A 22113-nucleotide genomic window follows, 5' to 3' on the forward strand; every position below is an offset into this window, starting at 1 on the left:
ACTATATAATGATAATCGTTATCAATAAAGGAGATACTTATGTACAAATTTGTGATGGCGGTTGGCGCATTAACATTAATGACTGCATGCTCTAAGCAACCAGAGCTTGAGCAACAAACCGAATCTGTAACCACAGAAGCAACATCATCTTTAGCACAATACAAAGTTCAAGCTGAGGCGCTACTTGCGGATATTCGTATAGAAAAAGACGCTGCTGCACTTGAAACTCAATCAGCAGAATTAGTTACTCTTTCTCGAACCTTACTAAATGAGTTTGTTACTAAGTATCCTCAGTGCCAAACTTACCTAGATGCCTTAGATAAAGCCGCCGATATCATTCCTACTTTACCACTGGAAGAGATTGAAACTGGTTATCACGCGGATGGCAAATTACCCAAGTTTGACGACCCAGTTTGTTACCATGCCAAAGACTTATTAGTGCATCCAGCAACCGTACAAGCGATCGCAATCAAAGGCTTTAGTGATGCTGAAGACTATAAAAGTGCAGAAATGGAAATAGTAGAAGTGATTGCACACTTTGATCAGGTAGAACGAGCGCTGAAGTAAGCGGTTGAAAATCATTCAACTGCAAATTGGGTACATTTCACCCGATTGACATATATCTGTCATATACAGTTGCTACCGTGCGCGATTATACTTTTACAGTGAGCTTGATGCAGTGGATCCTTCGCGCACGTTAGTACTTAATACAATAATAAAAGAAAAAGCTGTTTTTACTCTGTTTCAGCCAATCTACGATCTTGCGAAACGCCAAGTTTTAGGATTTGAAGCGTTGAGTCGTGGTATGTCTGGCTCGCTGTTAGAGTCTCCAGACAAACTCTTTGCGATTGCAAGTCAGCAGGAAAGGTTGTCTGAGCTGGAGATTATCTGTCGTGAAGCGGCGATTAAGCAGTTTGTCTCACTCAACCTTCCCGGTAAGTTGTTTTTAAATGTTAGCCCCAAAGCGCTACTCGAACCGAGCCACCCCAAGGGAGAAACTAGGCATCTGACCGAAGTGTATGGCCTCGATCCCAAGCGAGTCGTCATTGAAGTGACTGAGCAAGACAAAGTAGATGACGCGAATTTGCTATTAACGACAATTACCCATTATCGAGAGCTTGGATTTCAAATTGCAATTGATGATTTAGGAGCTGGCTACTCTGGCCTAAGAAAGTGGTCTGAGCTGTGTCCTGACTATGTTAAAGTCGACAGATACTTCATTGATCATTGCGACCAAAGCGTGGTGAAGCGTGAGTTTTTAAAATCTATTATTGAGCTTGCTAAAGCCACCAGCACTCAGGTTATAGCCGAAGGCATCGAGCGGGTTGAGGAGTTAAAGCTGATAGAGCAGCTCGGCATTGTAAATGCTCAAGGTTTTCTGCTCGCGAAGCCTACTCGAAAGCCACCGACAGAGCTGGCGCTGTTAAAATCTCTACATTCGGAAGTTCGATCCAGTTTTAATCAATTTGAACAATCAATGGCTATCGGCTGGCTTGCCAAAGAAGCCAGTGCAATCCATGAATGTACGCAATGTATCGATGCTCATAGGTTGTTCGAACAAGATCGTAAGCTTACCAGCCTTGCTGTGGTAAACGATGCTAGGGAGCCTGTGGGGCTGCTACACCGAGATCAACTAACAGAGGTTTTCGCTGCACCATATGGACATGCGCTTTTTGATAAAAAATCAGTCGTTAAATTGATGGATAAACAGCCATTAGTGGTGGATGAGCAGCAAGAGTTAGATACGGTTAGTAAGCAAATAACCGACCATGAATTTGATATTCGACGTCATATTATTATTACCAGAGATAGTCGTTATCTTGGCTTAGCGCCGCTGAGAGACATACTCAAGCACATCACAGAAGAAAAAATTCGTCACGCCCAACATGCCAATCCACTAACTATGTTGCCAGGCAATGTAGCGATAAATGAGGCTATTGAACAAAGGCTGCGTTCACATCATGACTTTTCTCTTGCATATATCGATCTAAATCATTTTAAGCAGTTTAATGATTTATATGGATATGCCAGTGGCGATAGCGTAATTAAGCTACTTGCTGAAGTGACAGTTGATGTATGTGCACAGAGCTCAAGTTTTGTTGGACATATCGGAGGTGACGATTTTATGGTGGTGTTCGATAACAAGGACGCAGAGGAATTATGTCATGAGATCATCTCTCAGTTTGAGTTTAAGTCAAAAGCTTTCTTCACCCCGGAACACGTTAGTGCTGGTGGTTATTGGGCTACAAATCGTGAAGGGCAAAAACAATTTGTGCCTTTACTCACTCTATCGATTGGCTTAGTGAGACCGGATTTACAGCACTGTATCAATTCACACCAAGTCGCTGCTTTGGCAACAGACGCAAAGAAAGAAGCCAAACGCTATCGTAATAGTTATTTGTTCGTCTGTAATCGTCGAAAACCCACAGTATCGACTGTACGACTTGAAAATGTAGGTTGACTATATCTTTAATTACGCAATAGTGATATCAATCAAAATGAGTGGTTGTAGTATTGTTTACCCCAATTGAGGGTCGTATGATGATGTTAAAGTTGAGTGTAATGGTCACTGTTTTGATGTTTCAAAGCACAGGTATTGCAGCGCAAACGTCAGAGTTAATCTATGTCGCGAAAGAAGCGCGAGCCTTGTACGATCGCGATCTCTATCTCTATGAATTATTAGAAAAGGCGCTCGTTGCAGCCAAGTACTCAGCTCAAATTGAGCATATCAAGGTCCATCCTCATCAACAGCGTACGCTGATGGCACTAAGTCGAGGAAAAGTTGATCTTCATTGGTCGATGACCAGTCCCGCGCGTGAGCAAATCGCTATTCCCATTAAGATTCCCTTGTATGGTGGACTTATTGGTAAACGCGTGCTGATTGTCCATAAAGATGTTTATCCAGCGATAAAAACGGTTCGTTCGCTTGATGAATTAAAGCGCTTTACCGCGGTACAAGGACACGATTGGCCCGATACTAAAATTCTTAGTTATAACGGTCTGAAGGTCAGGCCCATTTCCGATTATCAAACCATGTTTAATTTGATTGCGGATAAGAAAGCGGATTATTTTCCACGCTCGGTGATTGAGGCAAATTCAGAATTAATCGCACAAAATAACGAGAACCTCATGATCGTACCTGATTTTCATCTAATGTATTCAACCGCCTTTTACTTCTTCGTAAACAAAGACAAACAAACGTTGGCAGAGGCTTTAGAAGAGGGTCTTAGCAAACTTAGTGAGTCTGGTGAACTGCAGTTATTAAAACAAAAATATGGTCTAAGCAAGCACCCAGATAGCACAGCTATTACGCTGAACAATCCATATTTTTCTGAAAACTAACGCTTCTTTCTTAAGCTCGGTAGTGCGTAATCGTACTCTTCTTTATAGGTGATCGCGGCTAAGATCAGCAAAGTTAAGCAATTTGCACTGTAAATCAGGTAACCACTGACATCAAAGCTGTAGAAGAAAAATGTCATGTCTACACCTTTGGCATTTCTGAAATAATTTTCGACTAACGCAGCGAAACTCATAAATATACTTAGCATTGCAAGCCAAGGCATAATTGCATCAGCAAAAGTGTAACGAGTTTTTAATTTGGGGAATAGCTTTTTGGTAATTTCAACGCGATAAGTAAGTGGAAATATAACCAGTAAGCTAATGACAAAGTGTGTTCCGAAAATAAGTGTATTTTGTAATAGCCGTTGGTCTTTGTCTGAAGAGTCTAGGCTAATCAAACCAGAAGAAAATACGAGCGTCTCTAAGGTAAACGGTACCAAAGCTAACACAGATAAAGCGCAAATATTAATGTCTTTTAATCTAGCGCCTAAAATAAAGATAGTTGAGACAATAAGCCCATAAATTACATAGAAGTGAAAGCGAATATCGTACAAGACCAGGAGACCTACTGCCAAAATTGCATAAGGTATCAGTAGATCTCCTAACGAGAAATTTTTCTTCATCGCACAGTACTAATCTTTACCGGCTTCTTTCTCTGCTTGAGGGTGAGTAGGCTCATAAATACCACCACCAGAAACTTTTTTGCACTCTTTTAAATTTAACTTTTGCATTATCATAGTCCTTATTGAGTATACTTGGTTCTCAAGTAATCATGTCATTTGGGATTTATAGTTAATTGTGATACACACAATTTCGGAAGATACGAGCCAGACTACTCAACTGAAACTTCCGACATGTACAAACTTAACACCAAATAAACACAAGGTGAATGGAAAATTAAATAATTTTTTTTTATCAAAGCCTATTAAATTTTTAATATATATAACTAACTGAAACTTAATGTTTATTTTTTAAATTTTAAATTTAGCCATCTCAGTCTCCAGATTTCCAGATAGAGACTTGATGGTGTCGGTTGCTTCATGTGCCTTCTCTGACACATTGGCTGTTTGTGATGCTGTGTCTGAAATAACAATTATCCGCTTCGCAGTATCTTCCCCTGCATTTAACTGTTCTTTTGCTGCTTGTGCAATCTGATGACTCATGTGCGAAATGGATTTAAGAGAGTCTGCAACTTGTACAAGCGCTTGCGAAGCTTTGGCAGACATACTCACTGTTTTTTCACTGGTTGCAATACTCAAACTAACGGAAGCTTTTGCGTCTTGTGTTGCACTTTGCAGCTTAGTGATCATGGTACGGATCTCTTCTGTGCTGGTTTGAGTACGTTGAGCAAGTTGTCTCACTTCGTCAGCAACAACGGCAAAACCACGGCCTTGCTCTCCCGCTCGTGCCGCTTCTATCGCGGCATTTAACGCAAGTAAATTAGTTTGTTCGGCAATAGATTGGATAACGGTAAGTACATGAGCAATATTTGATACTTCTTCATCTAGCACTTGGATGTTATTACCAGCGCTGTCAATTTGTTGCTCCAATAAAGCGATTTCGGTTGCTGTCTGTGCTGTCAGTTTGTCGGCTGTATTTCCCTGCTTTTCAGCCTCTTGAACTGAATTCGCAGCTTGTTCAGCATGCTCAACCACGGCTTGTGCTGATGCCGTAAGCTCGGTTATTGCAGAAGCCACCATTTGAGTCTCTGCATTTAAGCTGTGAGTTAAATTCTCCAGCTCTACGGATCGCACTTCACTGTCTGAAGTTTGATTCTGAAGTGCCTCTGCTGCTTCTTTTAGACCCTCAACGACCCCTTTTAAGCCACCTTGCATATAAGCCATAGCAGCCAAAATACTATAATCTTTGCAGTCAGTAGTATTGATTGGTGTAGTCAGATTTCCTCTAGAAACATGTTTTACGATTTCGAGTACATCATTGATTTCGGCACCCAGTTTATTGTTGAGCGACAGTCCAAATCGCGCAAGTGCGGTGGTTAATGCAACGGCAACAGCTAAAGAAAGTGCCACTAGCCAAATCGCAGTATCCCAATAGCGATCGTTTACTTCTTTGTAGCTAATACCTGTACCTACGTACCACCCAAACCCCGGAGTCTTTTGTACCACTGAAGTAAGGTCGACAACTTCTCCATCTCGTAGTGAAGTCCAATTGTAGGTAATGATCCGATCAAACTGGTTACTGACCAAGCGCTTAACCATGCTGCCAATGCTTTTGCCGTCAGCATCTTTAAACTCATTAAAGCTGGTGTTGTGTAATTGGGGGTCGTGAGGTGTCGCTACAAAGTCCATTTTCTCATTAACAACGTACACATACTCAGAATCATGGTATTTGTTTTCTCTTAGAACCTGAATAGCCATTTCTTTTGCCTGCTGCTCCGTCAGTTTTCCTTGCTCTGCAAAGCGCTCAAATTGTTTAACTATATTAACGGTGCTTTTCATTAACTGATTGATACGCGCAATATTATCGCTTTCACTGGCATGGCGTAGAGCTTGAAGGCCTACAAAAGCAACGGCAAGTAAGGATACAAATATTGCGGCGGCAAAGGTAATTATTTTTGTTTTTAACGTGAAACTAGAAAACACAGGATCGCCCCCTAAAAATACTCTCATTACATGATTTAGCACGTTTAGGGGGAGTTTGTAAGTAGGTTAATGCTCTATGCGGACTATTTTGAGATGATATTTACTCATACTACACAAATAGGATAACTAGCTTGCATTAATTATGCTTATTTCTTCATCAGTTAACGGGCGATATTCACCTTCAGCAAGGGTTGGATCAAGCTCGATCCCCGCAATATTTTCTCTATGAAGTTCAACTACTTGGTTACCTACTGCGGCAAGCATACGTTTTACTTGGTGGTATTTCCCTTCGCAAATAGACAAGCGTAGTGCAAATTTATCAATAAGCTCTGCTTTTGCTGGCAGGGTTGCTTGTTTTTCACCATGTAACTCAACACCTTGTTCAAGCTGGGCTAGCGCTTCTTCAGTGAGTTCGTCACGACTTTCTAGTACATAGGTTTTAAACTTCTGCTTTTTTGGTGAGGTGATTTGATGAGACCAATCCCCGTCATTTGTGAGCAGCACCAAACCCGTCGTATCGATGTCCAGTCTACCTGCAACATGAAAATCTTTTAAGTTAGGTTCTTCGATTAAATCGAATACAGTTGGGTGTAATTCATCACTATTTGCACACACATAACCTTGTGGCTTGTTCAGCATATAGTAGCGTAAACCCAAATACTCTAAGCGTTTGCCATCGAAAGTAATATGGTCTGCTGGGGTGACTTGGATATCACCTTTCTTGACGATATTGCCATTAACGGTAACGAGACCTTTTTTAATATTAATTTTGACCTTGCTGCGTGGCATCTCTGCAACGTGGCTCAAAAATTTCTCCAATCTACATGGAAATTTCATAGCTAAATAACTCGAATAATAAATTAGTTTTTGCGGTAAATATCGGATAATAAATCATAGCAATGGGCACTAAGTGCGAAATTTTCACCGACTTTTGCAATTAAAAGCTTGAGTGCCTCATTTATAAGGGTTTGTTTCTGTTCCAGTGTTCGGCCTTCCATTAAATGGATCTGGAGGTGAATAAACCCCTTTTTGTCATTGCCAAGCTGAAAATGCTCAAAAGCAACAGCGCGGGTTTTGACGGAATTTGGTTCAAACAAGCCACACGCACAAGCAAATTGCTGCACCTGTGATACTAACGCCTCGGTTTCAATTGGCAAATTAGCTGAGTGTTCGAGAATAAAGTGTGGCATGTGAAACTCCATGTTTTTGCATTAGGCTCAGAGTTTATGCTATTTATCAGGGGTTATTCCAGAAAAGAGTGAATTATTAGCATGCTGTCCTTATTTAAAGTCTCACCTTTGCTTAGCGATGAAGAAACCCAATGGTTAATTGATACCTTTGTCTGGGCATTTGAGCATTTTGATGGCGAGTACTTTTTAAATGAAACGCAGATCATTACTCCGACTCCCAGTTGTTTTCCTGAGCCGGTATCCAGTATTGAAGAAATGGCGGCAGTGGTTTTCTCCCGAGTAAAGTCCTATGCAGGGTTACAGCAGTGGCCAATCACTTTAGTTGCGCCTGAACGCATGCTCGCGTCGACCAGCATGACTAAGTTAAACATTGCAGGGCGTTGGCGCGGTGAGCAAGCGGTTATCGTTGAACCGGCTGCGCCTATTTTGATTTCTTATAATCCCAATCAAATAAATCAGCCTCAAGATCTGATCGCCAGTTATGCAGGTGTCATGGCAAAAGTTCTAATTTTACAGCGTGGCGTGTTACCTCCAGGTGGGGAAGCGCAACTAGACGCAGCTTGTGATGTGCTGGCGAGCTTTTTCGGCTTTGGGGTCATGGTGTCTAATACTGTATATCACTTTAGGGGAGGATGTGGTTCTTGCTACAACCAATATGCTAACCGAAAAGCTGCACTGACGGAGCAGCAAAGTGTTTTTGTACACGCCCTAGTATGTCATTTTAAAGGGGTGAAAGATGGTCATAAGCATCTTAAGTCACACCTTGTGGGTCAGTATAAAAAGGCCAAAAAGCAAATTAATACTCTAATGGATAACTCAGAGCGGGGTGATTTACTGGCCTTACAGGAGCATGCACATGCTCGCTTATCTTGATGAGTTTATTTTAATTGCGCTGGCACACTTTTTTGCTGTCGCAAGTCCCGGTCCTGATTTTGCGATAGTGCTTAAACAAAGTGTACAGCAGGGTAGAGCAAATGCCCTTTGGACGAGTTTTGGGGTTGGCCTTGGTATTTTAGTACATGTTAGTTATTGCTTATTGGGAGTTGCGTTACTGCTATCTCAATCTGAAACCTTGTTCACAGCAGTAAAATACATGGCCGCGCTTTACCTAGCTTACCTTGGGGTCCAAGCGTTGCGGTATGCAAAACCCAATTCAGAGCAAGAAAATATTACTGAACACGCTGTTACTGAGTCTAATTGGACTGCGTTAAAACGAGGCTTCTTGGTCAATGCCTTAAATCCCAAAGCAACGCTGTTTTTCTTATCGCTTTTTACCTTAGTGATTGAGCCAACCACACCAAGCAGTGTGCAGTTGTTTTACGGCGTTTATATGGCTTTGGCTACCTGGGCTTGGTTTTCATTTTTATCTTTAGTTTTATCAAAAACTACGGTAAGACAATTTTTTCGTCGTGCAGGACATTGGTTTGATCGCGGGATTGGTGTGATCATGTTATTGCTTGCAGTAAGATTGGTGATCTAATGAGTGACAAACATATTATTAACTTTAGCTTTGGTTCAAATATGTCGACCGCACGTCTGCTGGCTCGCTTACCACAAGCGAAGCTACTTGGAGTGGGGAAATTGCATGGCTATCGGCTGACTTTCGATATGTTGAGCACCGATGGTTCAGCCAAGTGCAGTATTACGCCAAGCAATGAAGCAAATAGCCACGTTTATGGTGTTTTGTATGGGCTAGATGAACAAGAAAAAGCGCGTTTGGACGATATTGAAGGGGAGCGCTACAACTGTCATTGTTTACCTGTTGAAAGGCAAGATGGCGGTATGGTGGACGCCTGGTGCTATATTGCTAACACCTTTGTGGAGCATCAATTACCTTTCGATTGGTACGTACATCATGTGTTGGCCGGGGCAAAGGAGCATCGGTTTCCAACCAGCTATTTACAGGCTATTTCGGCACAATCACACGTTACAGATAATAATAGTGACAGACAACAACAAGAATTAGCCATCTACCACTGTGATACTACAAAGTTAAACCTTAAGGCTTAACTCGTAACATCGTGATTGGTTGTGGCAAAAAACCAAGGAAAAATAATGAAAATAACACAATGGCTATTAACCTCCGGCCTAGTTGCAGCAAGTTTTTTTAGTGCGCAGGCAAGTGCGGCAGTAAACCAACAGGATGTTGAAACTGCGGTAAAAAGCGCAATGACAAAATTTAATATTCCAGGTTTGGCAATTGGTATCGTAGAAGATGGCCAGGTTGTGATGACCAAGGGCTTCGGGGTGACGCATTTAAATAAGCCAGCTAAGGTCAATGCGGATACCTTGTTTGGTATTGCATCCAATACCAAAGCATTCACGGCAGCAGCGCTGGCGATGTTGATAGATCAAGGCAAGCTGAGTTGGGATGACAAAGTCATCAAACATATTCCAGAATTTAAGCTCTATGATAGCTATGTTACTCAAGAGATGACGATCCGCGATTTATTAAGTCATCGAAGTGGATTGGGCCTTGGGGCAGGCGATCTTATGATCTGGCCTGATACTGATAAAACCATGCCAGAATTGCTGGCAGGTATTTCACATCTTAAACCTGATTCAAGTTTCCGTAGCCATTACGCTTATAACAATTTGATGTTTGTTGTTGCAGGAGAAGTTGTAAGCCGAGTCAGTGGTAAAGATTGGCGCGATTTTGTTGAGCAGGAAATGTTTACCAAGTTGGATATGGATGACTCAAAGGCTGGATTCTCTCGGATCCCGGCTAACAATAGTAATTGGGCGACTGGCCATATTCCGATGGATGGCAAACTTACGCCGTTCTTTGTTAATTACCTAGAAGATTTCCGTGGTGCTGGCGCCATTGCGTCTAACGTGGATGACATGACCAAGTGGTTACAAACTCAGCTTAAAGGTGGTCGCTTACCTTCTGGCGACCAGCTATTTAGCCAAGAGCAACAAGTGCAAATGTGGCATCCACACATTACACGCATTCCCGCAGCAAAAGCCGCAAAAGTATATCACCAGCAGTTTAGAGGGTACGGCCTTGGTTGGGCAGTAGAGGACTACTTTGGTTATAAAAAGGTGGGCCACGGCGGTGGGATTTTAGGTATGGTGTCGCAAGTTGCGATGATCCCAGAGAAAAAACTGGGTGTGGTGGTCTTATCAAACCAGCAAAAATACCCTGCACTTTCCGCGATTATCAATGAAGTGTTTGAAGATGCACTTGGCCTAGAAGATAAAGACTGGGTGCAGATCATCGCCGATGATTACTTTAAGGCGCAACAAGAAAAGTATGCCAAAGCTGGGATAATCGAAGTTGCAAAACCACAGCCTGCTTTACCGTTGAACAACTACACGGGGACATTAAATAGCGCTTGGTATGGCGATGTGGTAGTGGAAAAGCTCGGTAAGGCACTGCGCATTGATTTTACGCATACTAAGCGCCTAAAAGGGAAACTTGAGCACCTAACCGGTAACACTTTTGTGGTGCGTTGGGATGAGCCATTACTTGAAGCAGATGCTTACATCAATTTTGTGATGGATAAATCTCAACGGGTTGAGTCTGCTGCGATGGAGTTTGTTAATCCAGAAATAAGCGACTTTAGTTTCGATTTCCATAACTTGGATTTAAAGGCGAAAGAAATCCAGCACTAAGTATACCAAAGTATCAAAGCCACAATTATGTGGCTTTGATATAGTGAAAGAGTAGCTACTTAAATCAACCTCGTCGCAAACTAACATAGGATGTATATTCGTTATGCGTACTGCAATTATTACTCATCCATATTGCCGCAAGCATAAAATGACCGAGGAACATCCTGAGTGTCCTGCGAGGTTAGATGCGATATCAGATCGGTTGCTAGCGTCTGGACTTGATATCGCCATTGAACACAAAACGGCACTGAAAGCCGATACCTCACACTATGCATTGGTTCATGATCAAGCCATGATCAAAGAAGTCATGGATAAAATTCCTAATGAAGGGTTAACCGAACTAGACGGCGACACTTGGCTTTGTCCTGATTCTATGAGAGCGATTGAACGGGCTGTTGGCGCAGGAATACTTGCGGTGGATGAAGTCGTTGCTGGTAAACTTGACGCCGCCTTTTGTTCTGTGAGACCTCCTGGACATCATGCCAATCAAAGTACTTCATCGGGATTTTGTGTCTTTAATAATGTTGCTATTGCCGCCGCTTATGCAAAAACAAAAGGCGTAGAGCGGGTGGCTATATTGGACATCGATGTACATCATGGTAATGGCACGCAAGACATTTTCAAAGACGATCATAGCGTGTTACTTTGCTCTTTATTTCAGCACCCTTTTTATCCAAATACCGCGATTGAGAATCATCAAACACTTATCAATTCTCCATTGAGTGCAGGAGCAGATGGCACAGAATTAAAAGCCTTGGTGGAGCAACAATGGTTACCTAAGCTGCAATCATTTAAACCTCAGCTCATCTTTATCAGTGCAGGGTTTGATGGTCATTTAGAGGATGATATGGGCGGGCTCAAGTTTGTTGAACAAGATTACCAGTGGTTCACCGAGCAAGTGGTCGAGTTTGCAAACTCATCGGACTGTTTGGGGATTATTTCATACTTAGAAGGGGGCTACGATCTTTCTTCTTTAGGCCGCAGCGCTGTGACACATATCAAAGCGCTGGTTGAAGCCGGTTAGCTTAGACCTAACAAATCAAAAGCCTGCTGAGTATTGCTCAGTTGGATTTTGCTCACGCAACACTGGCCTTCGTCAACGAGATATTGTTGCACTAATTCGGTTAAATATTTCAAATCAATACATTGCACGGGCGCACCGTGTACGTTGCTGCAGCAATCGTTTGGGTATACTAGAATTAACCGTTTGAGTGACGCATCAACGAGCAGATGCATTGCATCTCTAAGTGCTTTTTCATCTTCGATAAACTCTATACTTTGGTCTAATACCAGCAATAAAGGATAGCTTTTTATCGCCATAATTTGTTCTTGGTCAAGTTATAAAAAGTGTCGCCCAGTATACTTTAAATTGGAATAATATTGCGAGAGTGTGCTTATGGTTGGTGATTCACGTCAGTTACAGATCAAAGAAGTATTTACCAATAGCTTGTTATGTTGCGATGAGCAAACCAGTCTATACGATGCGGTGGCGAAGATGCGAGCCAGTAGAGTGAGCTCGATCTTTGTTACTCGTGCCGATGATATCATTGGTATCTGGACCGAATCGGATTGCGTTAAGCTCAATTTTAACGATCCCGACTTTGCACAGGTCCCGATCCGGGCCGTGATGACAGCACCAGTGCAAAAAATTCAAATAGATAAAACCTTGAGCGAGGCAACGGTCAAGTTCCACCAACTAGGGATCCGTCACTTACTCGTGGTGGACTCGGATAATCTACCTTGTGGTGTGGTTTCTTTATCCGATATCGTGCGCAGTCAAGGGCTCGACCATTATCTGCATTTTAGACCAATTGAGCAGCACTTTGACTCGAACATAGTGATTTTAGACAGTGAAGACTGCGTCTCTGATGTTATCAATAATATGCGTGAGCTAAAGCTTACCGCCGTGCTGGTGTATAACCGTGAATTAAATGAGTATGGCATTATTACTCAGCGTGATATTGCGTATATTATTCTCAACCCTGATTGGCGTCAGCCTTGCTGGCAATTAGCCAACTATCCTATGCTCTCCATGACGCCAAAAGACAGCCTATTCGATGCTTACCGACTGATGACGGTAAACTCCATTCGTCATTTGGTGGTGATTTCCCCTGATTCGCAACAAGTGATTGGGCTATTAGCACTCAAAAATGTCCTGACTGAAATTGAAACTGCATATTGTAGTGAGCTGGAAAAAGTCCTAGTACAACGTGATATTGCACTGCAAAAATCGGAGAAAAATCTATATCTAGCGAACCGTATTATTGATGCTTCTCTCGATGGCATCATGATCACCAAAAGCTCAGGAGAAATAATCCAGATCAACCCAGCGTTTAGTGCGCTTACCGGCTATAAAGATTACGAAGTGCTAGGGAAAAACCCAAGTGTGTTGAGCTCTGGGCTACATGATGAATCCTATTATCAGAGTATGTGGCAAACGCTTAGAGAAACGGGTGTGTGGCAGGGCGAGATATGCAATCGTAAAAAGAGCGGTGAGATTTATGTTGAATGGCTCACGATTATTGAGATCAGAGAGCCGTACAGTGACGATATGCTTTACGCAGCTATTTTTAGCGACATTACAGAGCGTAAAAATGCGGAAGAAAAAATTGCTCGCTTAGCCTACTTTGATGAATTGACTGGGCTGCCTAATCGTCGCTTATTCTACGATAGACTCTCTATGGCATTGGCATCAGCGCACCGCTATAAGCAAAAACTCAGTGTGATGTTTATAGATTTAGACCGCTTTAAAGAAGTGAATGACTCACTTGGGCACAGCGCTGGAGATGAGTTATTAGTGCAGGTTAGCGAGCGAATAAAGTCCATTCTAAACGAAGGTGACACGTTGGCCCGACTTGGTGGCGACGAATTTGTCGTGCTACTAAGCGAAGTGAATGGCATGTCGGAGGTTATTGAATTTGCAGACCAAATCTTAATGGCATTATCGAATCCCTTTCAACTTGGTGATATGCAGGTGGCTGCGACGGCCTCAATGGGGGCTGCTATTTATCCCGAGGATGGTCATGATACGGAAACTTTACTCAAACACGCCGATGTTGCTATGTATCGCTCCAAAGAAGTCGGGCGTAATTCATTCCAATTATTCGAAGCTTCGATGAATGCACGTTCATTTGAGCGTTTATCCATGCTAAGTCGTTTTCAGAATGCCTTGGAAAATGACGAGTTTGAACTGCATTTTCAGCCATTGCAATGTTTAACCAGCAGTCGCATTTCAAGTGTTGAGTGTTTGCTAAGATGGCGTGACCCAAATCTCGGGATGATCTCGCCGGCCCAATTTATCCCACTTGCTGAGGAGCTCGGGCTTATTATGCGCTTAGATCAGTGGGTAATAGATAAAGCCTGTCAGCACTTGTCGCAATGGCAATGCGCTGGGGTTGAGATTAGGCGCATGGCGATTAACATCTCGGCGTCTCATGTCACTCAAGGCGACCTTTATCAGTGTGTCGCGCAGGCATTAAAAAAGCATAACGTCGACGGTAATTATCTTGAGCTTGAGCTTACCGAAAATAGCTTTATCGGTAATCTTCACGAGGCTAAGTACACCTTGAAAAAACTCAAGGAGCTGGGTGTCAAACTGGCGATTGATGATTTTGGTACAGGGTATTCTGCGCTCAGTTACTTGGCTAAGCTGCCCATCGACATCTTAAAAATAGATGCGAGTTTTATCGCTAAAGTGCCCGATGAATATGGCAATAGCGAAATTGTTTCGGCAATTGTGGCGATGGCTAAGGCGCTCAACCTGCAAGTTGTAGCTGAGGGCGTAGAGAAGCCAGTACAGAAACGTTATCTGCGCAAGCTAGGTTGTCATACAATCCAAGGTTACGTCTTCTGTAAGCCACTTACAGAAGACGATTGGCATGCATTTTATTCGTCAGAGAAGGTGATTTCGTAAGAGGTAAACTTACGGATATTGATCACGCCATTATCAAAAATAAGATATTGGCCTTTGATCCCTTCAAGCACGCCTGATACTACAGGGTCTTTATCAAAGTTAAACGAGCTGATTTTACTCGGGTGCTGGTTTACTGGGAAGGTGAGGTCGACCACTTCCTCGTCTAGTACTTCAATAGCGGTTGCACCAAAGAGTTCTGCCAGCTCGTCGAGTTTGGCTTGGATCTGTGGGATAAGTTTAGCGGCTTCTGCTTTGAGGTCTATTTCAGGATTGATGCCTTTGAGCATATTGCGCCAGTTAGTCTTATCGGCAATAAACTGAGCCAGCGCCACTTCCACTAATCCTGACTGGTGACGGGTCTGCACCTTAAAAATCGGCAATGCTTGCGTTGCGCCTTGATCTACCCAACGCGTTGGGATCTGCGTATGACGGGTGATCCCAACTTTAAGGCCTGAGGTATTGGCCAAATACACATAGTGCGGGATCATACAGTTCTGTTCGCCCCATTGGGGTTCACGACAGGTACCTTGATCATAGTGACAGGTCTCTGGCTTCATAATACACATGTCGCAGCTGGCGAGCTTTCTCATACACACGAAGCAGTGCCCCTGCGAATAGCTTTTTTTGGTTTTTTTACCACAGCTACTGCAAAATATATTGCCGGTGAAGGTAAGGGTGACGGATTTACCAAAGTAGTCATTGAGTGATACTAAGTTATCACCCACGGGTAATTGATATTGAATAGGTTCAACAAGCGCTGACTTTAACTTGCTGAGCGTACCTTGTACTTGCATCTTTGCCCCTAAAAATGCTCATAAAAGGGTAGGATACCATTACAAACTAAGAAACGCAGTGTGTAAAAATGAAAAAGGCCAGCATCGAGCTGGCCTTACAAAACTGAACGCGAATTAGCTTTCGCGTGCGATTGCGCGATATGCGATATCTGTGCGGTACTCTACGCCATCCCAGTGAATGTCTTTCACTAGAGAGTAGGCGCGTTTTTGCGCTTCGGTTACCGTGTGGCCAAGGGCCGTTGCACATAATACTCGACCACCGGCGGTGACTACATGCTCGCCATCTTGCTTAGTACCGGCATGGAACACTTTTTCACCTTCAGGATAGTTCACCTGAAGACCTGAGATAGCGTCACCCTTAGGATAGTTGCCAGGGTAGCCATTAGCTGCAAGCACAACACCAACGGCAGCTCGCGGATCGAATTCAATCGATGTTTGATCAAGCTCTTCACGGTTTGCCGCTTCAATCAGCTCAACTAAATCAGATTGGAGGCGTAACATGATAGGTTGTGTTTCTGGGTCACCAAAGCGGCAGTTATACTCGATAACTTTTGGTGTGCCGTCTGCTGTGATCATCAAACCAGCGTATAGAAAACCTGTATAAGGGTGACCTTCTTTCGCCATACCTTCAACCGTTGGATTGATCACTTCGGCCATGATGCGATCATGAATATCTGGCGTGACTACAGGAGCTGGAGAGTATGCACCCATGCCCCCTGTATTTGGGCCTTTATCACCATCGTACGCACGCTTGTGATCTTGGCTGGTGGCAAAAGGAAGTACATTTTTGCCGTCAACCATGACGATGAAAGAGGCTTCTTCACCTTCTAAAAACTCTTCAATAACCACACGGCTGCCCGCTTCGCCAAACGCATTACCCGCAAGCATATCGCGGATAGCTTCTTCTGCTTCCGCTTCGGTCATTGCCACGATGACCCCTTTACCTGCAGCAAGACCATCAGCCTTAACAACGATAGGTGCCCCTTGTGCTTTCAAGTAGGCAAGCGCAGGCTCAATCTCTTCAAACGTTTGATAAGCCGCTGTTGGAATATCGTGACGTGCTAAAAAGTCTTTAGTAAACGACTTAGAGCCTTCTAGCTGCGCTGCCGCTTGAGTAGGTCCAAAAATAGCTAAGCCTTCTTCACGGAAACGGTCAACCACACCGATAACTAGTGGTGCTTCAGGGCCAACAATGGTTAATTGTACATTGTTTTCTTTAGCAAAGACGACCAAGGCATCGATATCTTCAACGCCGATAGCCACGTTTTCGAGTTTAGGCTCAAGCGCAGTACCTGCGTTACCAGGTGCTACAAAAACCGTTTTTACAGATGGGTTTTGTGCGGCTTTGAACGCAAGCGCATGCTCACGTCCACCGCTGCCAATGACGAGTACATTCATGGCGAAATTTTCCTATTAAAGCTTTTTAAATTTTAAGGTCATGCGGTCGCTTTCCCCAATCGCTTTGTATTGCGCTGCTTTTTCATCACCTAGCGCTAAGCGAGGTGGCAGAGTCCAGACGCCTTTTGGGTGATTGGCGCTGTCTAGCGGGTTAGCGTTAATGTCGCTGCTTGCAACTAATTCAAACCCAGCTTGCTTGGCGATATCAATAACATAACTTTGCTTCATATAACCTGACGACTTTTGATCCTCAAGTTGGCGGTGCTCAGGCAGACGGTGTTCAACCACACCTAAAATGCCACCAGGCTTCAGTGCCTTATTAAACGCGTTGAACGCGCTAAGTACACCTTCATCTCCCTTACCCATGTACCAGTTATGCACGTTACGGAAAGTTAGTACCACGTCAGCACTGCCTTGTGGTGCAATGTTGCTGTGTGTTACCGGTGCAAATTCTGTGATCTTTACTTCACTATAGTCGGGGTTGGTTGCTACTTTTTCTTTGTAGCTTTTTAATGAGCGTTGATAGTAGCCAACATCTGAATCAGCAGGGAAATGCGCTGCATAATAGGTGCCTTGGCCTTTAACCAGTGGCGCTAAAATCTCACTATACCAACCACCACCAGGTGCAATTTCTACCACGGTCATTGATGGCTCAATGCCAAAAAAAGCAAGCGTTTCACTTGGGTGGCGATACTGGTCTCGCGTTCTATTTTTCTCAGCTCGATTGTCGCTAGCAACTGCTTTTGCAATCGCGCTTGGTACTGCTTGGCTGGAGTTGGATTCTGTCGCGTTACAGCCCACTAAAGTGGTAAATACTGCAGCAGCGACAAGAGATTTCATACCTAGATTCATCGTTAGCTTCCTTCATTCTGTTATGATTATGCTGTAGCCAGAATACTGGAAATTAGCTGAAACAAAAAGCGCGAAACTCATAAGTTTCGCGCTTTATTGATTAATGGCGGAAGTGGCGCATGCCGGTAAACACCATTGCCATTCCCGCTTCATCAGCGGCGGCAATCACCTCTTCATCACGCATTGAACCACCCGGCTGGATAACCGCAGTGATACCCGCAGCTGCAGCGGCGTCAATGCCATCACGGAATGGGAAGAACGCATCAGAAGCCATGACAGAACCTGGAACTTCTAGGTTTTCGTCTGCGGCTTTAATCCCTGCGATTTTTGCAGAGTATACGCGGCTCATTTGGCCAGCGCCCACACCAATAGTCATCCCATCACGAGCGTAAACAATCGCGTTGGACTTAACAAATTTAGCGACTTTCCAGCAGAACAGTAGATCTTTTAGTTCTTGCTCTGTAGGTTGACGTTTCGAAACCACCTTAAGGTCGTCCAAACCAACCATACCTTGGTCACGATCTTGTACTAAGATACCGCCATTAACACGCTTAATATCAGTACCTGTGGTTTTGTTTGACCACTGACCACATTCTAGTAAACGTACATTTTGCTTTGCAGCAACGATTTGTGCGGCTTCTTCTGATACGCTCGGCGCGATGATAACTTCAACAAACTGACGCGCTACGATGGCTTCCGCCGTGTCGCCGTCTAGCTCTCGGTTAAAGGCGATGATACCACCGAAGGCAGAAGTCGGGTCGGTCTTAAATGCGCGGTCATAGGCGGCAAGAATGTTTTCATCTACCGCAACACCACAAGGGTTTGCGTGTTTTACGATAACACAAGCCGGCTTATCAAACTCTTTAACACACTCAAGTGCTGCATCGGTATCAGCGATATTGTTATAAGACAGCGCTTTACCTTGAAGTTGTTTAGCCGTCGCGACGGATGCTTCTTCAATGTTGTTTTCAACATAAAAAGCAGCGTCTTGATGCGAGTTTTCACCGTAGCGCATATCTTGCTTCTTAGTGAATTGCATATTGATAGTGCGAGGGAATTTGGTTTCCTCTGCTGCTTCTTCCGTATAATCCGGAACCATTTTACCGAAGTAGTTGGCAATCATGCCGTCATACTGTGCGGTATGCTCGTAGGCCGCAATAGCAAGGTCGAAGCGTGTCTTGTATGTTGTAGAACCAGAGTTTGCCTTCATTTCTTCAATGACACGGCTGTAGTCATTCGCATTTACAACAATGGTCACGTCTTTGTGGTTCTTAGCCGCAGCACGAACCATAGTTGGACCACCAATATCGATATTTTCGATTGCATCTTCTAGGCTACAGTCAGCTTTCGCAACAGTTTGTGCGAAGGGGTATAAGTTGACTACTACTATATCGATTGCTGAAATATTGTTTTCAGTCATGACGTCTTCGTCTTGACCGCGACGTCCTAAGATACCGCCGTGCACTTTTGGGTGAAGCGTTTTAACGCGACCATCCATGATTTCTGGGTGGCCAGTGTAATCAGATACTTCTGTTACTTTAATGCCGTTGTCTGCAAGTAGTTTGCAAGTACCGCCAGTTGATAAAATTTCTACGCCTTGAGCTGCAAGTGCTGTGGCGAATTCAACGATACCGGTTTTATCTGACACGCTTAGTAGGGCGCGACGAATTGGACGATGTATATCCATGATGGTTCAGGTTTCCTCAATGATTAGTTAAGGGCTAGCTTAGAAAGCCGGTATTTTAGCGCATTATTGTTAAGATGACGATGTTAAAAGGCGAGATAAACATGAGAAAAGTGCGATATGAAAAGGATAAATGTCCGCTAGCTGCTGAATTTTAAACAATAAAAAAGCACCCGAAGGTGCTTTTTTATCAACTAAACTTTACCAGCAGTGCTTAGTTCATGCCGTATTTTTTTAGCTTCTTGCGAAGTGTGCCACGGTTGATGCCTAAAAGGATCGCTGCACGAGTCTGGTTACCACGAGTATAAGTCATAACCTCTTCAAGTAGAGGTGCTTCAAGCTCAGAAAGAACTAACTCATAAACGTCTTGTACGTCTTGACCATTAAGCTGCTTTAGGTAGTGATGTACAGCTTTTTTAACTGCATCGCGCAAAGGTTGCGGTTTCTCTTGTGACTGAACATGAGCGTTAGTAATAAATGGAGAAGTCACATTTTGTTCGAACATCGTTATGTCTCTTTCTTAGTTAGCCTGAAGGATGAATAAATTCATTCACCCTAATGTTTCAAAATAGTCTTCTAATGCCTCGATTTGCGCTTCTGGCGTCTCCAAGGCATTGAATACTCGCCTAAATTGACCTTCTTGGTCATGGGCCTGCAAATACCAAGATACATGCTTGCGTGCGATGCGCGCTCCCATTGGCTCACCATAGAATTGATGAAGATTTACTAAGTGCTCCATCAATATTGCTCGAACCTCTGCTATTTCAGGTTCTGGCAAATGTTCACCGGTTTGCAAATAGTGGTCTATTTCTCGGAAAATCCAAGGACGACCTTGGGCGGCTCGACCAATCATAATGGCATCTGCGCCCGTGTATTCCAGCACCTGCTTCGCTTTTTCAGGAGACGTAATGTCACCATTTGCTACCACAGGAATAGATACTGAACGTTTAATTTCTCTGATCGTGGCGTATTCAGCTTCGCCCTTATACATACATGCTCTTGTACGGCCATGCACGGCTAGCGAAGCAATGCCTCGACGTTCAGCTATGCGAGCAATCTCAACACCGTTACGATTGTCTGTGTCCCATCCTGTACGGATTTTTAACGACACAGGTACGTTAACAGCAGCAACCACAGCGGTTACGATTTCGTCAACCAACTCTGGATATTGCAACAATGCTGAGCCTGCAAGCTTCTTGTTCACTTTCTTAGCGGGGCAGCCCATATTGATATCTATGATCTGCGCACCGTTTGCGACATTAAATTGTGCTGCTTGAGCCATCAACTCAGGATCCGCTCCTGCGATTTGTACCGAGCGAATGCCCGATTCACCGCTGTGATCCATGCGATTTTGCGACTTATCGGTTTTCCACACTTTTGGATTTGAAGACAACATTTCTGATACCGCAAGCCCAGCACCTAGACGTCGACACAGTTGTCGAAACGGTCTGTCGGTGATCCCAGCCATTGGTGCTACGATAAGATTGTTTTCAAGTTGGTATGGACCAATACGCACTACAGTTTAATCCGCCTTACCTCAAGGGGCGCTAAGTTTACGGTTTTTTTCGCAAAAATCAAAGGTTATAAATTGAACATAATTGCTTTTTTTTTGAACTTTATGGGTTGACATTTGATAACAACCTGAGAGCTCAGATAATTTGCACGAAATTTATGCAAAAACAATTTTAAAGGTACAATTTGAGTCGAAAATTTAAGCTGTGAAAAATGCGTAAAGCCTGTTAATTACAGGCTTTACCAGTTAAAACTTACTAACTTTCATTGAGCCGCTGATACTTTTGTCAGCGTTACGTTAGCAGCCTTATTTTTTCACACCGCTGACGCGCGTCCATTCACCCTGTTGAGCAATGTTGTCTAGCTTTAAAAATGGTGCGTAAACATCCGCAACGGATTGCGCTTGCTCTTCTAAAATACCAGACATGGCGATGGCGCCTTTATCGCCTAAAAAGCCGAGAATGATTTCGTGTAGCTCTCTCAGCGGCTGTGCAAGAATATTAGCAACAACGATATCAGCACTGAATTGCGGCTGGTTTTCAGGTAAATACACTTCTAATTTATCTGCAACGCCATTACGCTCGGCATTATCGCGGCTTGCGATAAGCGCTTGTGGATCGATATCAATACCAATCACACGTTCAGCGCCTAATTTAATTGCTGCGATACCTAAAATCCCAGAGCCACAGCCAAAATCAACGACCGTTTTACCGCTTAGGTCTTGTTGTTCCAGCCATTGCAGGCAAAGTGCGGTTGTGGCATGGGTACCTGTACCAAATGCAAGGCCCGGATCCAGTAACACATTGACGGCATTGGGATCTGGCACATCACGCCAGCTTGGGCAGATCCATAATCTCTCACCAAACTTAATCGGGTGAAAATTATCCATCCACTCGCGTTCCCAGTCTTTGTCTTCAAGCTGTTCAAGCTTGTAGTTCAACGGCTTGTGATACTGTGATTGGACAAAGTCAACAACTGCTTGCATATCATGATTCGCTTCAAATAAACCGATCACCGTTGTCTCGGGCCATAAGATGACTTCGCCGGGTTTTGGTTCGTAAACGGGATTGTTTTTACTATCCATGAATGTGACAGACGGACAACCGACATCCATAAGCATATCGCTTAACGCATCGGCATCGGCTTTATCTGAATAAATTCGGATTTGGATCCAAGCCATGTGTGTATACCTATTTAATCCAATTAATAT

Annotated in this window: 21 protein-coding genes; 9 read left to right on the forward strand and 12 right to left on the reverse strand. The window is 43.6% G+C overall.

The window, feature by feature from the left end; translation table 11 throughout:
- Nucleotides 1–39 precede the first annotated feature (39 nt).
- From L1D50_RS10805 to L1D50_RS10815, 3 genes are all read left to right on the forward strand, one after another.
- Nucleotides 40–567, forward strand: coding sequence for a hypothetical protein (locus L1D50_RS10805; RefSeq protein ID WP_128727689.1), 528 nt, complete (start codon nucleotides 40–42; stop codon nucleotides 565–567).
- A 112-nt stretch (nucleotides 568–679) separates the two neighbouring features.
- On the forward strand, nucleotides 680–2461 hold the full coding sequence (locus tag L1D50_RS10810) for a bifunctional diguanylate cyclase/phosphodiesterase (RefSeq protein WP_128727690.1): 1782 nt from the start codon (nucleotides 680–682) through the stop codon (nucleotides 2459–2461).
- A 77-nt stretch (nucleotides 2462–2538) separates the two neighbouring features.
- Complete coding sequence (locus L1D50_RS10815; protein ID WP_235956578.1) at nucleotides 2539–3342, forward strand: transporter substrate-binding domain-containing protein; 804 nt, start codon at nucleotides 2539–2541, stop codon at nucleotides 3340–3342.
- On the opposite strand, the gene L1D50_RS10820 is transcribed toward L1D50_RS10815, so the two are convergent.
- The 4 genes from L1D50_RS10820 to L1D50_RS10835 form a co-directional block, all read right to left on the reverse strand.
- On the reverse strand, nucleotides 3339–3962 hold the full coding sequence (locus L1D50_RS10820; RefSeq protein ID WP_235956577.1) for a hypothetical protein: 624 nt from the start codon (nucleotides 3960–3962) through the stop codon (nucleotides 3339–3341). The genes L1D50_RS10815 and L1D50_RS10820 overlap by 4 nt on opposite strands.
- 348 nt (nucleotides 3963–4310) lie before the next feature.
- Nucleotides 4311–5969, reverse strand: a complete 1659-nt coding sequence (locus L1D50_RS10825) for a methyl-accepting chemotaxis protein (RefSeq protein ID WP_209319056.1) — start codon at nucleotides 5967–5969, stop codon at nucleotides 4311–4313.
- 99 nt (nucleotides 5970–6068) lie between these two features.
- Nucleotides 6069–6779 (reverse strand): 16S rRNA pseudouridine(516) synthase RsuA, encoded by a 711-nt coding sequence (rsuA, locus tag L1D50_RS10830; RefSeq protein ID WP_162847794.1) that lies wholly within the window; start codon nucleotides 6777–6779, stop codon nucleotides 6069–6071.
- Between the two features lie 23 nt (nucleotides 6780–6802).
- Nucleotides 6803–7132 (reverse strand): 5-carboxymethyl-2-hydroxymuconate isomerase, encoded by a 330-nt coding sequence (locus L1D50_RS10835; RefSeq protein WP_128727692.1) that lies wholly within the window; start codon nucleotides 7130–7132, stop codon nucleotides 6803–6805.
- A gap of 81 nt (nucleotides 7133–7213) precedes the next feature.
- Between L1D50_RS10835 and L1D50_RS10840 the strand changes: the two genes are divergently transcribed.
- From L1D50_RS10840 to L1D50_RS10860, 5 genes are all read left to right on the forward strand, one after another.
- Nucleotides 7214–8005 carry a hypothetical protein gene (locus L1D50_RS10840; protein ID WP_138523670.1) on the forward strand — a complete coding sequence of 264 codons (792 nt, stop codon included), beginning with the start codon at nucleotides 7214–7216 and terminating at the stop codon, nucleotides 8003–8005.
- Complete coding sequence (locus L1D50_RS10845; protein ID WP_239966032.1) at nucleotides 7989–8612, forward strand: LysE family transporter; 624 nt, start codon at nucleotides 7989–7991, stop codon at nucleotides 8610–8612. The genes L1D50_RS10840 and L1D50_RS10845 overlap by 17 nt, the downstream gene beginning before the upstream one ends.
- Nucleotides 8612–9142: a gamma-glutamylcyclotransferase family protein gene (locus L1D50_RS10850; RefSeq protein ID WP_138523668.1), complete on the forward strand. Its 531-nt coding sequence runs from the start codon at nucleotides 8612–8614 to the stop codon at nucleotides 9140–9142. The genes L1D50_RS10845 and L1D50_RS10850 overlap by 1 nt, the downstream gene beginning before the upstream one ends.
- Before the next feature lie 45 nt (nucleotides 9143–9187).
- Nucleotides 9188–10750: a serine hydrolase gene (locus L1D50_RS10855; protein WP_128727696.1), complete on the forward strand. Its 1563-nt coding sequence runs from the start codon at nucleotides 9188–9190 to the stop codon at nucleotides 10748–10750.
- A 103-nt stretch (nucleotides 10751–10853) separates the two neighbouring features.
- A complete protein-coding gene (locus tag L1D50_RS10860) occupies nucleotides 10854–11774 on the forward strand; it encodes a histone deacetylase family protein (RefSeq protein WP_128727697.1) in 921 nt (306 codons plus the stop codon).
- Here the strand turns inward: L1D50_RS10860 and L1D50_RS10865 are convergent.
- Nucleotides 11771–12070, reverse strand: coding sequence for a DUF4144 domain-containing protein (locus tag L1D50_RS10865; RefSeq protein WP_239966033.1), 300 nt, complete (start codon nucleotides 12068–12070; stop codon nucleotides 11771–11773). The two genes, L1D50_RS10860 and L1D50_RS10865, sit on opposite strands and share 4 nt — an antisense overlap.
- A gap of 76 nt (nucleotides 12071–12146) precedes the next feature.
- Between L1D50_RS10865 and L1D50_RS10870 the strand changes: the two genes are divergently transcribed.
- Nucleotides 12147–14663, forward strand: a complete 2517-nt coding sequence (locus L1D50_RS10870) for an EAL domain-containing protein (protein WP_239966034.1) — start codon at nucleotides 12147–12149, stop codon at nucleotides 14661–14663.
- On the opposite strand, the gene L1D50_RS10875 is transcribed toward L1D50_RS10870, so the two are convergent.
- The 7 genes from L1D50_RS10875 to prmA all read right to left on the reverse strand — a co-directional run bounded on the left by L1D50_RS10875 (nucleotide 14636) and on the right by prmA (nucleotide 22083).
- On the reverse strand, nucleotides 14636–15457 hold the full coding sequence (locus L1D50_RS10875; RefSeq protein WP_128727700.1) for a DUF2797 domain-containing protein: 822 nt from the start codon (nucleotides 15455–15457) through the stop codon (nucleotides 14636–14638). The two genes, L1D50_RS10870 and L1D50_RS10875, sit on opposite strands and share 28 nt — an antisense overlap.
- Before the next feature lie 114 nt (nucleotides 15458–15571).
- Entirely contained in the window at nucleotides 15572–16855 is a 1284-nt protein-coding gene (gene purD / locus L1D50_RS10880) for a phosphoribosylamine--glycine ligase (protein ID WP_138523660.1), read from the reverse strand.
- Nucleotides 16856–16870: 15 nt separating this feature from the next.
- Nucleotides 16871–17707: a class I SAM-dependent methyltransferase gene (locus L1D50_RS10885; RefSeq protein ID WP_138523658.1), complete on the reverse strand. Its 837-nt coding sequence runs from the start codon at nucleotides 17705–17707 to the stop codon at nucleotides 16871–16873.
- Nucleotides 17708–17807: 100 nt separating this feature from the next.
- Nucleotides 17808–19394: a bifunctional phosphoribosylaminoimidazolecarboxamide formyltransferase/IMP cyclohydrolase gene (gene purH, locus L1D50_RS10890; protein ID WP_128727702.1), complete on the reverse strand. Its 1587-nt coding sequence runs from the start codon at nucleotides 19392–19394 to the stop codon at nucleotides 17808–17810.
- 211 nt (nucleotides 19395–19605) lie between these two features.
- Nucleotides 19606–19896, reverse strand: a complete 291-nt coding sequence (gene fis / locus L1D50_RS10895) for a DNA-binding transcriptional regulator Fis (RefSeq protein WP_010374122.1) — start codon at nucleotides 19894–19896, stop codon at nucleotides 19606–19608.
- A 45-nt stretch (nucleotides 19897–19941) separates the two neighbouring features.
- On the reverse strand, nucleotides 19942–20907 hold the full coding sequence (dusB, locus tag L1D50_RS10900) for a tRNA dihydrouridine synthase DusB (protein ID WP_138523656.1): 966 nt from the start codon (nucleotides 20905–20907) through the stop codon (nucleotides 19942–19944).
- 303 nt (nucleotides 20908–21210) lie between these two features.
- Nucleotides 21211–22083: a 50S ribosomal protein L11 methyltransferase gene (gene prmA / locus L1D50_RS10905; protein WP_128727703.1), complete on the reverse strand. Its 873-nt coding sequence runs from the start codon at nucleotides 22081–22083 to the stop codon at nucleotides 21211–21213.
- Nucleotides 22084–22113: the final 30 nt, after the last annotated feature.

The organism is Pseudoalteromonas sp. Isolate6, from assembly GCF_022398435.1.
Taxonomy (GTDB): domain Bacteria; phylum Pseudomonadota; class Gammaproteobacteria; order Enterobacterales; family Alteromonadaceae; genus Pseudoalteromonas; species Pseudoalteromonas galatheae.

Bases quoted from the DNA above. Each gene is read 5' to 3' on its own strand.
- L1D50_RS10805 (WP_128727689.1), top strand. From the start codon at position 40: ATGTACAAATTTGTGATGGCGGTTGGCGCATTAACATTAATGACTGCA.
- L1D50_RS10815 (WP_235956578.1), top strand. From the start codon at position 2,539: ATGATGATGTTAAAGTTGAGTGTAATGGTCACTGTTTTGATGTTTCAA.
- L1D50_RS10820 (WP_235956577.1), bottom strand. From the start codon at position 3,962: ATGAAGAAAAATTTCTCGTTAGGAGATCTACTGATACCTTATGCAATT.
- L1D50_RS10825 (WP_209319056.1), bottom strand. From the start codon at position 5,969: ATGAGAGTATTTTTAGGGGGCGATCCTGTGTTTTCTAGTTTCACGTTA.
- rsuA (WP_162847794.1), bottom strand. From the start codon at position 6,779: ATGAAATTTCCATGTAGATTGGAGAAATTTTTGAGCCACGTTGCAGAG.
- L1D50_RS10835 (WP_128727692.1), bottom strand. From the start codon at position 7,132: ATGCCACACTTTATTCTCGAACACTCAGCTAATTTGCCAATTGAAACC.
- L1D50_RS10840 (WP_138523670.1), top strand. From the start codon at position 7,214: ATGCTGTCCTTATTTAAAGTCTCACCTTTGCTTAGCGATGAAGAAACC.
- L1D50_RS10845 (WP_239966032.1), top strand. From the start codon at position 7,989: ATGCTCGCTTATCTTGATGAGTTTATTTTAATTGCGCTGGCACACTTT.
- L1D50_RS10850 (WP_138523668.1), top strand. From the start codon at position 8,612: ATGAGTGACAAACATATTATTAACTTTAGCTTTGGTTCAAATATGTCG.
- L1D50_RS10855 (WP_128727696.1), top strand. From the start codon at position 9,188: ATGAAAATAACACAATGGCTATTAACCTCCGGCCTAGTTGCAGCAAGT.
- L1D50_RS10860 (WP_128727697.1), top strand. From the start codon at position 10,854: ATGCGTACTGCAATTATTACTCATCCATATTGCCGCAAGCATAAAATG.
- L1D50_RS10865 (WP_239966033.1), bottom strand. From the start codon at position 12,070: ATGGCGATAAAAAGCTATCCTTTATTGCTGGTATTAGACCAAAGTATA.
- L1D50_RS10870 (WP_239966034.1), top strand. From the start codon at position 12,147: ATGGTTGGTGATTCACGTCAGTTACAGATCAAAGAAGTATTTACCAAT.
- L1D50_RS10875 (WP_128727700.1), bottom strand. From the start codon at position 15,457: ATGCAAGTACAAGGTACGCTCAGCAAGTTAAAGTCAGCGCTTGTTGAA.
- purD (WP_138523660.1), bottom strand. From the start codon at position 16,855: ATGAATGTACTCGTCATTGGCAGCGGTGGACGTGAGCATGCGCTTGCG.
- L1D50_RS10885 (WP_138523658.1), bottom strand. From the start codon at position 17,707: ATGAATCTAGGTATGAAATCTCTTGTCGCTGCTGCAGTATTTACCACT.
- purH (WP_128727702.1), bottom strand. From the start codon at position 19,394: ATGGATATACATCGTCCAATTCGTCGCGCCCTACTAAGCGTGTCAGAT.
- fis (WP_010374122.1), bottom strand. From the start codon at position 19,896: ATGTTCGAACAAAATGTGACTTCTCCATTTATTACTAACGCTCATGTT.
- prmA (WP_128727703.1), bottom strand. From the start codon at position 22,083: ATGGCTTGGATCCAAATCCGAATTTATTCAGATAAAGCCGATGCCGAT.